The organism is Frankia sp. QA3 (assembly GCF_000262465.1).
In the GTDB taxonomy this organism is placed as follows: Bacteria; Actinomycetota; Actinomycetes; order Frankiales; family Frankiaceae; genus Frankia.
This window is the reverse complement of record NZ_CM001489.1, coordinates 837,610-847,671: the sequence shown is the minus strand read 5'-3', so window position 1 is coordinate 847,671 and position 10,062 is coordinate 837,610. Positions and strand designations below refer to the sequence as shown.

The following is a 10,062-nucleotide window of genomic DNA, read 5'->3' as shown; positions in this document are numbered from 1 at the left end:
GGCGAGCGGGGCGCGTCCGCGCGCGCCGCGCCGGCCGAGATCCGTGCCGGGCCCGGCTCCGGCCCCGCTGGAGCTACTCATGTATCGCATCGTCCCCCGAGGTAGTGACAGCGACGGCACACCGGTCCGCCGAGACGATAAACCGCCACTCGGTCGCTTCCCCGGCGAACCACCCGAACGCGACCGTCCGGTCCGGGGAGCCGACGGGCCGGCGCGCAGACCCGCGGCTCCCGTGACGGCGGTAGCGCCGAGATCACCCACCGTGTCCCCAATACGGGGTAGAACGCACCACTGCCGGTCAAGGTGTACTCATCACCGCCACCCGGCACGGATCCGCGCAGATGCCGGGCGGGCATCTCGTGATGTGCTGTCCGGCACGCCCGCCGGCACGGGTCACGCGTGGCGCGGGAACGGTTGGCACCGCAGCGACGGGGGGAACCGGATGGCCCGGTCAACGACGGAGCACGGGGGCGGATCGCCGTGCGGGTGATCTCGGTGGTGAACTACAAAGGCGGCGTCGGGAAAACCACGCTGACCGCGAACATCGGCGCGCAGATCGCCGCCTGGGGGAAGCGGGTCCTGCTCCTCGACCTGGATCCGCAGGCCAGCCTTACCTTCTCGTTCTACCGGCCCGAGCAGTGGCGGGCGGGGCTCGCCGACAATCGGACGATCAAGCAGTGGTTCGAGGCGTGGCGGATGGACGGCCCAGTGCCGCCGCTCGCCCCGCTGATCACCTCACCGGCGGTGGTGAACTCCCGCATCGCGCAGGGCAGCGGCGCGCTCGACCTGATCGCCTCCCACCTCTCCCTCGGCGACGTCGAGATGAACCTCGCCGCGCGCCTCGGCGGCGCGGAGGTGCACCGCTCGACCCGCCACTACTTCGACGTCTACCTGCGGCTGGCCGCGGGGCTGGCGACCCTGCCCCCGACCGCCTACGACCTGGTCCTGCTGGACTGCCCGCCGAACTTCGGCGTCATCACCCGCGCCGCGGTCGCGGCCAGCGATCAGCTGCTGATCCCCGCCCGCCCGGATGAGCTGTCCACCCTCGGCATCGAGCACCTGCAGTCCCGGCTGCGCCGGTTCATCTGGGAGTTCAACCGGATCGTCGACCTGCAGTCTGACCTGCATCCGGCGGTGAAGAAGCTGGAACCGATCATTCTCGGGGTCGTCTTCACGATGGTGCAGTACTACTCGGGCAAGCCGATCGCGGCCCTGCGCCCCTACATCGCGCAGACCCGGCAGCTCGGGCTGCCGGTCTTCGAGGCGATGGTCCGCGAGAGCAACCATCACTTCGCCGGCGCGGCTCGCACCCAACTTCCCGTCATCCTCTCCGAGCAGGTCACCCCCGCACTCGCCTGGGAGCTGCACCGCCTCGTCGAGGAATTCCTCAAGCGCTTGACGTTCTCCCCCGTCTGAAGGCGGGGGAATTCAACTCCTACACGCCCACCAGGGGAGGTGCGGAATGTTTAGGTTCGTACCCAGATTTTATGGATTGGACGGCAACTGATGCCCACCATGACGCCCACCATGACGGAGCGGCGTTTCCTCCCCGCCGGGAATGGCGGGGTCTCCACGCCGAGAATCCGATGAGCATCGCCGCCGAAGCCCCCGAAGCCGCCCGGCTGAGCACGCTGCTCCTACATCAGCTCGCCGACCTGGTAGCCAGCCTGGACGAGCATCAGGTCGGCGAGCTGCTGGCCGGTCGGGCGCGGCTGACCGTCACGGCCGCGCCCGGTCGACGGGCGGCGGATCCCGCCGCCGACCCCGCCGACGCCTCGCCCGCGGTGCTCCGCGACACCGATCCGCGCCCCGCCGCACCGGCACCCAGCCGCGCGGCACCAGCGACAGCGGCACCAGCGACAGCGCCAACGACAGCGACGCCAGCGCGGGCGACGTCGCCGGCGGTTTCATCGTCGCCCGCGAAGCGGGCAGCACCCTCGGCGAAGGGAACGCCGCCGGTTGCGCGGCGGCAGGCGACCCGCACGGGGTCGGGCACGAAGACGCAGGCGGCGCTGCCGGCATCGGTGGACGTCGAGGCGCTGCGGGCGGCGCTGCTCGGCGCGGCGAGCCGGGAGGAGGCCGCCGACCGCCTGGCCACCCTCGGCCGGGTGTCGGTGCCGCAGCTTCGGGCGCTGGCCGGCGCTCTCGGAGTCGACGGGGTCGGCGGGAAGGACCCGAAGGCGACCGTCATCCGCAAGATCGTCGATGGGACCGTCGGCTTCCGGCTCAGCTCGCAGGCGATGCTGAGCGAGGAGGCCGACCTCTGAGGTCACGCCGGACCGGTGCGGGCCCCGCCCTGGGGGCCCGCACCGGCGGGGTCAGCCGACGTGTGCCGGGGCGCCCTCCACGTTCACCGCGGCCTCCCGCCCGGCGCGGATGAACACGAAGATCACCACCGCGGCGATCGCGATGAGGATCGCGCCCCACAGGAACGCCGTGGTGTAACCCTCGATCTGCGACTGCGCGAGGGCCTGCGGACCGCGACCGTGGGAGTCGAGGTAGCTGCCGACGGCGGTCGCGTAGACGGTGTTGAGCAGGGCGGTGCCCAGCGAGCCGCCGATCTGCTGGGTGGTGTTGACCAGGGCGCTCGCGACCCCGGCGTCGTGCGCGGCGACGCCGACGAGGGCCAGGTTCGACAGCGGGACGAACGAGAAACCCATGCCGAAGCTGATGAGCAGCTCGGACGGGAGCACGTGCGAGACATAGCTGGAGTCGACCCCGATCGCCATGAGCAACCCCATGCCGACCGCGGCCATCGCCGTCCCGACGCCGGCGAGCACCCCCGGGCCGACCCGCGGCAGCAGCTGGCTGGCCGCTCCGGCGGAGATGATGATCCCGACGCTGAACGGCAGGAAGGCGAACCCGGTCTTCAGCGCGCTGTAGCCCAGGGTCGACTGGAAGTAGTACGTCAGGAACAGGAACATCGCGAACAGGCCGGCGCCGATCAGCAACGAGGCGAGGAACGACCCGCCGCGGTTACGTTCCCAGGCGACCCGCAGCGGCAGCAGCGGAGCGGCGGAGCGCGCCTCGATGGCGACGAACGCGGCGAGCAGCACCACCGAGCCGATGAGCAGCCCGAGGGTGCGGGCGTCGCTCCAGCCGTCCTCCGCGGCCACCGTGAAGCCGTAGACGAGGGCGACGAGACCGGCGGTGACCGTCACCGCGCCGGGCAGGTCGTAGCGGGCCTCGCCCTGCGCGCGGCTCTCCCGCACCACCGGCAGCGCAAAGAACGCGGCGACGAGCGCGATCGGCACGTTCACCAGCAGGCACCACCGCCAGGAGGTGTACTCGGTGAGCACGCCGCCGACGATGAGCCCGATCGCGGCGCCACCGCCGGAGATCGCGCCATACACCCCGAACGCCTTGGCCCGCTCGCGGCTCTCCGTGAACGCGACGGTGATCAGGGACAACGCAGCCGGGGCGAGCAGCGCCGCGAACGCGCCCTGCAGGGCCCGGGCGGCGAACAGCAGGGCGGCGTTCGGTGCCAGCCCGCCGAGCGCCGAGGCGAGCGCGAATCCGATCAGCCCCCAGACGAAGGCCCGCTTGCGCCCCAGGTAGTCGGCGATACGCCCGCCGAGCAGCAGCAGTCCGCCGAAGGCGAGGGTGTAGGCGGTGACCATCCACTGCCGGTTGGCGGTGGAGATATCCAGGTCGGCCTGGGCGTGCGGCATCGCGATGTTCACGATGGAGGCGTCGAGGACGACCATGAGCTGCGCGACGGCGATGATCCACAGCGCCTGCCACCGCCGGGGATCGGGCGCGCCGTCGGCCACGCCCACCGGGTGATCCTCGGCCTGGCGGTCGACAGTTTCGGTCACAGAAGGCTCCTTGCCGGAGAAGTCGAGTTGCCGGAGAAGTCGAGTTGCCGGAGAAGTCGAGCTGCCGGGGACATCGCGCGGGACGGCCTCCCGCGCGGGCCTGGGCGACCGGCGCGCGGGCCTGGGGCACGGGCGCTGGGCACAGACGGTGCGGCCCATCGGGCGGCTGGGGTCGGTGCCCGGTCGCCTCGGGCGCCCGGGCGGTACAGCCCACGGCGGGCTGGCAGGGGGTGGAACCCTCACAGGGCGGGATGCGGCGGGGTGGGACGGGTGTGACGCGTGGACGGGCCAGCGCCAGCATCGCCGCCCCTCGGCCGACCTCTCAACTCGTTTTACAGTCCGGTGGGCGGCGAGCCCACACCACTCCGACTTCGAGCGGGTGTTCGAAACAACATTAGCTCAGGTGTTCGATCTCACCGCAGGCGGGGTCGCCCGGCCGGCGAGCAGCGGAAGCACCACCTCATCGACGACGTGGCCAACGAACGCATCGTCCAACGGCTCCCCGGTGACGAGCAGGCGCGCGAAGATCATCGCAAGAATGACCTCGACGAGCACCGCGGGTTCGGTCTTCGCGAGCAGTTCTCCCCGCTGCGCCGCCCGCTCGAGCAGGCAGCGGCCGAGCTCCACCTTTCGCTGCAGGACGTTGGCCTGGATCACTGCGGCCAGCCGTGGGGACTCGCTGGCCGCCCGCAGGACGCCGACGAGCAGTGCCCCGTCCGGACCGGAAACGTTTTCAATCATGAGACGGACCTCGGCGGCCACGTCGCCCCGCAGGCAGCCGGTATCCGCGGGAACGTGATCGGCGCAAACGTGCCGACGCAGCGCCTCCACGACCATCTCGTCCTTGCAGGACCACCGGCGGTAGATCGTCGCCTTGCTGGCCCGGGCCCGGGCCGCGACGGCGACCATGCTCATCCGCTCATAGCCGACCTCGATGAGCAGCTCCAGCGCCGCGTCCAGGATCGCCTGCTCGCGGGACTCGTCCCGGGGCCGACCCCGACCGGCGGCGACCGGCGGCGAAATGGCTTGCTACCCCTTTCCCTCGGATCGACGGCCCAGCAGACCGCCGGCGGCGGACCGTATCCCCCATGCCGGGAGCCTCGGCGCCACCACCGAAACAGTACCGTCCTGTACCGCAAACATTGCCTCCGTGAACCGCGTGGCACCGCTCACATTCCGCCGGGTGCCGCGGCGTGCCCCGGGTCGGACTGGCCGCAATCATGCAAATGGGGGCAGGCATGATGGCACGCGACCAGCCAGTCGCCGGTCCGGCAGCCGCCGCCCGGCCCCCCGAGAGGACCGCCGCCATCCACCACGTCCCGCACCGCCTCCTGGCAGCGGCCACGGGCGGCCTGCTCGCCCTGGGCCTCGCCCTCGCCGCCTGCTCCCGGCAGGACTCCGCCCAACTCGGGACGTCGGCGCCGGCCAGCGGCCCCGGCCGGGCGGGCGGCCCGGCCGATGCGCCCGACGAGGTCGACGGGATGTGGGTCCTGCGGGATGTGCCCTACGCGCCGGTATCGCCGGCCCAGCGCTTGGACCTCTACCGGCCCGCGCCACCGCCGACCGCCGGCGCCGCCCACGATGGGTCGGGGCTGCCGGTGGTCATCACCATCCACGGCGGCGCGTTCGCGCTCGGCGACAAGCACGACGACCTGCCGGTGGTCCGTGCCCTGGTCCGCGCCGGGTACGCCGTCGCCAGCCTGAACTACCGGCTGTCCGGCGAGGCCCGCTTCCCCGCCGCCGTCCAGGACGTCAAGGCCGCCGTGCGCTGGGTGCGCGCCCACGCCGCCGACCACGGCCTGGACCCGGACCGGATCGCGGCGAGCGGGGCGTCGGCGGGGGCGTACCTCGCGGTCATGCTGGGGACGACGCCGGGGGTGGCGATGTACGACGACCCGGCGCTGGGCAATCCGGGGGTCTCCAGCGCCGTGCAGGCCGTCGTCGACTTCTACGGTCCGGTCAACTTCGGCTCGATGGACGACCAGGTTCGCGCGAACGAGCGCTGCGCCGCGTCCGACGCCGGGCACGGCCGCCCCGACTCGCCGGAGTCCCGCTTCCTCGGCCGCACGGTGGCCGCCGTGCCCCAGCTCGTCCGGGTCGCGAGCCCCCTGAACTACCTCGGCCGCGCCCCCCTGCCGCCGTTCCTCATCGAGCACGGCGACATCGACTGCACCGTGCCGCACCGCCAGTCCCTCGAGCTCGCCGACGCGCTGCGGGCCGCCGGCGCGCCGGCCGTCGACGTCACGATCGTGCCCGGCGCCGGCCACGGCGGTGCGTTCCCGACCGCCGAGCGGATGCCTGCCGTCCTCGCCTTCCTCGACCGCACCCTCGGTCACTGACGAGCACCCTCTGCCATCAACCAGCACCCTGGGTTATCCACTAGCACGCTCGGTCAGCAACCGGCACGTTCAGTCAGCAACTGACTGCTCACCCTCGGCTCCCGGCCCTTCCTCCTCCCCGTCGCCGCCGCCTGCCCGGGCGGGCCAGGGACCGGGCGGGCCAGGGACCGGGCGCGGATCAAGGGCCGTCCGGCCCGCTCCGGCCCGGCCACCCGGCCGTCCCAGGGGTGGCGTTCGGCGCGTCGGCGCAGGTCACCGCGCGGGCATGGTTGACGGTGTCGGGGATCACGGTGGCGAGAAGGGTGACGAGGATGGCGCAGACCACAGACCGAACGGACGCGGCGGGCCAAGCGGACACAGCAGGGCAGCCGGACACGGCGGGCACGGGCGGCATCGTGGTGGGGATCGACGGCTCGCCGGGGTCGGCCGCCGCCCTGCGCTGGGCCGTCGACGAGGCCGCTCGGCGCCGGCTCCCGGTGACGGCGGCGCTGGTCTGGGACGCCGTCGGGGAACCGCGCGCGGTCTTCGACGCGGCGGGCAACGCTGACCGCGCGGGGTTGGAGCAGGCGGCACGGCGGGTACTGGCGGACACGGTGGCGGCGGTGCGCGTCGGTGACCCGGCCGTCACGGTCACCGGGCGCGTCGAGGAGGGCAGCCCCGTGCCCGAGCTGCTGCGGATCGCGATCGGCGCGCAGCTCGTCGTCGTCGGCGAACGCGGGCACGGCGCACTGCACCGACTGGTGGCCGGGTCGGTGTGCCAGGGGATCGTCCACCACGCGCCGCTGCCCGTCGTCGTCGTGCGTGGCGGCACCGACCGATCCGACGAGGCCGCGGGGGCGGCCGGGTCCGGGGATGCGGCGGGCGCAACGGCCACGACGGTGGACGAGCGCCCGGTCGTCGTCGGCGTCGACGGGTCGGCCGCCTCGTTGCGGGCGCTGCGGTGGGCGGTGCAGACCGCGGCCGCGCGTAAGACCGCCCTGCACGCCGTGCATGCCTGGCATCTCGACGTTCCGGTCTACCCGGGGATCTACGCGGACTTCGGCTCGGCGCTCGCCGAGCAGGCGCAGCGCACCCTCGACCACGCCGTGAGCACGATCAGCGCCGAGTACGGCGGCGGGCTGCCGGTCCCGGTGGTCAAGGAGACCGTCGCCGACGGCGCCGCCCGGGCCCTGCTGCGCGGCGCCGCGGACGCGCAGCTGCTCGTCGTCGGCAGCCGCGGCCACGGCGGGTTCGCCGAGCTGCTGCTGGGCTCGGTCAGTCACCAGTGCGTGGCGCACGCCCCCTGCCCGGTGGCCGTCATCCGCTAGCCGAGTACATCACTCGCGCCCGCAGGATAGTTCTGCTACAGATATAGTCTGTAGCAGAACTAATTTTTCGAACCTGGTGAGGCGCCGTGAGCCCGTTGGCCGAGATCGTCGCCATTACTGCCGTCTGCGTCGTGTCCGGCTGCCTGGGCAGCCTGCTGGGGCTCGGCGGCGGCACCTTCGTCGTCCCGATCCTGACGCTGGCCTTCGGCCTCGACATGCGGCTCGCGATCGGCGCCTCGGTGATCTCCGTGGTCGCCGGCAGCGCCGCGGCGTCGCCGCGCTACCTCGACGAGGGCTTCGCGAACCTGCGCATCGCGGTCACCCTGGAGGTGGCGACGGTGAGCGGCGCCGTCGCCGGGGCGCTACTCGCCGGGTACCTCAGCGCCCGCGCGCTGTACACGATATTCGGGATCATGCTGGCGTTCAGCGCGGTGCAGATGCTGCGCAACCGGCGAGAGCGCGCCAGCACGGTGGTGCCGGACGATCGCATCGCCGACGCCCTGAGCCTGCACGGCACCGGCACCGGCACGGCCGCCGGCACGGCGGTCCGCGACGTCCGTCCCTACCGGGTGACCCGCACCGCGACCGGCCTGACGATGATGACCGCCGCCGGGGCGGTCAGCGGCCTGCTCGGCATCGGCTCGGGGGCGATGAAGGTCCCGGCCATGGACCTCGCGATGCGACTACCGATCAAGGTGTCGACGGCGACGAGCAACCTCATGATCGGGGTGACCGGCGCCGCGAGCGCCGTGGTCTACCTGCAGCGGGGCGACGTCGTGCCGGCCCTGGCCGGCGCGGTGGCACTCGGGACCGTCGCGGGCGCGCACCTCGGGTCGCGGCTGCTGGCCGTGGTGCCCGAGGGGGCGCTGCGGGCGATCTTCCTCGTCGTCCTGCTCGTCGTCAGCGTCCAGATGCTGCTGCGGGGCCTCGCGTGAGGGCGGCCCGGACACCCGGCCGACGGTCCGCCGCCGCCGGACCCCACCCTCCGGACGCCGGCGGCCACCCGCCGGCGGCTCCCGGGAAGGCAGGTCACACCATGCCCCCTGCGCCGACACCCGCGCACGGTGCGCCCGAGTCGGGCGCCCGTCAGGTCGCGCTGGTGCTGCGGATCGGCGGGGCGCTCGGCGCCGCCCTGGTGGTCGCCGGGCTCGCGGTCGCCTTCGCCCAGGGCGGCGCGGGCTGGCTGCACGGCTCGGGCGACGACCCGCTCGGCGGCGACGCGGCGATGCGGCTGTCCGACCTGGGCGGCGGGCTACGCCACGGGCGGGCGGGCGCCATCATCCTGCTCGGCACGATCATCCTGGCGGCGACGCCGGCCGCGGGCGTGGTCACGGCCGGAGTCGCCTGGCTGCGGGCGCGCCGGGCGTGGCTGGCGGGGGTGGCCGTCGTCGTGCTGCTGCTGCTCGTCCTCGCCGGCAGCCTCGGCGCCGCCGAGTAGCACGACGCCGGCGGGAGCACGACGCCGGCGGGAGCACGACGCCGGCGGGGAGGGCTCAACCGATGCCGGCGGGGGTGGCGATGCGGGGGCGCAGGGTGCGCAGCAGGTCTAGGGCGCGCTCGGCGAACTCCTCGGAGCGCCACGTCCGCACGCCACCCGTCCCGGTCTGGGCCGAGGCCAGGACGAACGACGGCTCCAGCCGGACGTAGAGCTGGACCGCGGTGACCCCCGGCTGGACGTACTCGGCGATCTGGTCGCGGCACTGCTGCGGCGTGCCGTGGATGAACAGCCGGTCGATCACGTCGTCGGGCAGGGCCTCGGCGGCGCCGCGCTGGTCGCCGGCGAGCCAGCGCTCGTGAGAGGCGGCGAGCCGGTCGCCGTTGCCGAGCCACTCGTGGAACGAATGGTAGGGCGTCTGGTTGAGGATCCAGGTGAGGAACGGGCGGCTGGCGTGGCGGGCGGCCTCGGCGTCCGCGGTCGGGCTGACGAACACCTTGACGACCAGTTCCTTGCCGGCCGGCTGCGGGCCGACAGTAGCGCGCACCGTCGCCAGATCCTCGGCGGAGAGGATGTTGGTGACCGCGCCGTCCCCCTCGGTGAAACCGAGGCGCAGCATGCCCGGCCGCAGCGCGCCGAGGATGACCTTGGGCGTTTCGGCCGGCGGTTCGGGCAGCGCGAAGCCGCGGACGGTGAACGTGTCGAACGCGCCCGACACCACCTCGCCGCGCAGGGCCCGGGTGAGGAATCGCAGCGTGTCCCGGGTCCGGCGGAACGGATCGTCGAAGGGTATGCCGTTGAGGTCGGTCACGTGAGCGGGCACGGACGAGCCGATCCCGAGGACCAGCCCGCCCGCGGTGAGATCCGCCAGCGTCGCCGCGGTCTGGGCGAGCACCGCCGGCCCGCGGGTGTGCACGGGCACGATGGCGCTGGCCAGGCGCAGTCGGGGGTCCCACGCAGCGGTGGCCGCGAGCGGGGTGAAGGCGTCCACTCCCCCGCCCTCGGCCGTCCACACGTCGCCGTAGCCGGCGTCGGCGAGTCCGCTGACGATGCGGCGGTGCTCCCGCAGCGGGATGCCGGGCAGCGGCAGGGTGACGCCGAAACGGACCTCGGTCATGGGAACACCTCGTGGCTGCTGGTCGGGACCCGGCGGCGTCGCCGGG

9 protein-coding genes are annotated in these 10,062 nt (G+C 73.5%); 6 read left to right on the top strand and 3 right to left on the bottom strand.

The genetic code is table 11. The features are described 5' to 3' along the window. The first annotated feature begins 480 nt into the window (after positions 1-480). Together FRAQA3DRAFT_RS03345 and FRAQA3DRAFT_RS03340 are read left to right on the top strand one after the other, a co-directional pair. Entirely contained in the window at positions 481-1,416 is a 936-nt protein-coding gene (locus FRAQA3DRAFT_RS03345; RefSeq protein WP_009737662.1) for a ParA family protein, read from the top strand. A gap of 170 nt (positions 1,417-1,586) precedes the next feature. After that, entirely contained in the window at positions 1,587-2,267 is a 681-nt protein-coding gene (locus FRAQA3DRAFT_RS03340; protein ID WP_009737661.1) for a hypothetical protein, read from the top strand. Positions 2,268-2,318: 51 nt separating this feature from the next. Here the strand turns inward: FRAQA3DRAFT_RS03340 and FRAQA3DRAFT_RS03335 are convergent, their stop codons facing one another. Both FRAQA3DRAFT_RS03335 and FRAQA3DRAFT_RS03330 read right to left on the bottom strand, forming a co-directional pair. Continuing rightward, positions 2,319-3,818, bottom strand: coding sequence for an MFS transporter (locus FRAQA3DRAFT_RS03335; RefSeq protein ID WP_009737660.1), 1,500 nt, complete (start codon positions 3,816-3,818; stop codon positions 2,319-2,321). 399 nt (positions 3,819-4,217) lie between these two features. After that, positions 4,218-4,733 (bottom strand): TetR-like C-terminal domain-containing protein, encoded by a 516-nt coding sequence (locus tag FRAQA3DRAFT_RS03330; protein ID WP_232291900.1) that lies wholly within the window; start codon positions 4,731-4,733, stop codon positions 4,218-4,220. A gap of 323 nt (positions 4,734-5,056) precedes the next feature. Between FRAQA3DRAFT_RS03330 and FRAQA3DRAFT_RS03325 the strand changes: the two genes are divergently transcribed. From FRAQA3DRAFT_RS03325 to FRAQA3DRAFT_RS03310, 4 genes are all read left to right on the top strand, one after another. Beyond that, the gene (locus FRAQA3DRAFT_RS03325) at positions 5,057-6,157 is read left to right on the top strand and encodes an alpha/beta hydrolase (RefSeq protein WP_232291899.1); all 1,101 of its coding nucleotides are present in this window, start codon (positions 5,057-5,059) and stop codon (positions 6,155-6,157) included. 311 nt (positions 6,158-6,468) lie between these two features. Further along, positions 6,469-7,464, top strand: a complete 996-nt coding sequence (locus FRAQA3DRAFT_RS03320) for a universal stress protein (protein ID WP_198287016.1) — start codon at positions 6,469-6,471, stop codon at positions 7,462-7,464. 86 nt (positions 7,465-7,550) lie between these two features. Continuing rightward, positions 7,551-8,399 carry a sulfite exporter TauE/SafE family protein gene (locus FRAQA3DRAFT_RS03315; RefSeq protein WP_009737656.1) on the top strand — a complete coding sequence of 283 codons (849 nt, stop codon included), beginning with the start codon at positions 7,551-7,553 and terminating at the stop codon, positions 8,397-8,399. 101 nt (positions 8,400-8,500) lie between these two features. After that, complete coding sequence (locus FRAQA3DRAFT_RS03310) at positions 8,501-8,902, top strand: DUF1634 domain-containing protein (protein WP_009737655.1); 402 nt, start codon at positions 8,501-8,503, stop codon at positions 8,900-8,902. Positions 8,903-8,957: 55 nt separating this feature from the next. Here the strand turns inward: FRAQA3DRAFT_RS03310 and FRAQA3DRAFT_RS03305 are convergent, their stop codons facing one another. Continuing rightward, entirely contained in the window at positions 8,958-10,016 is a 1,059-nt protein-coding gene (locus FRAQA3DRAFT_RS03305; protein WP_009737654.1) for an LLM class F420-dependent oxidoreductase, read from the bottom strand. Positions 10,017-10,062 lie beyond the last annotated feature (46 nt).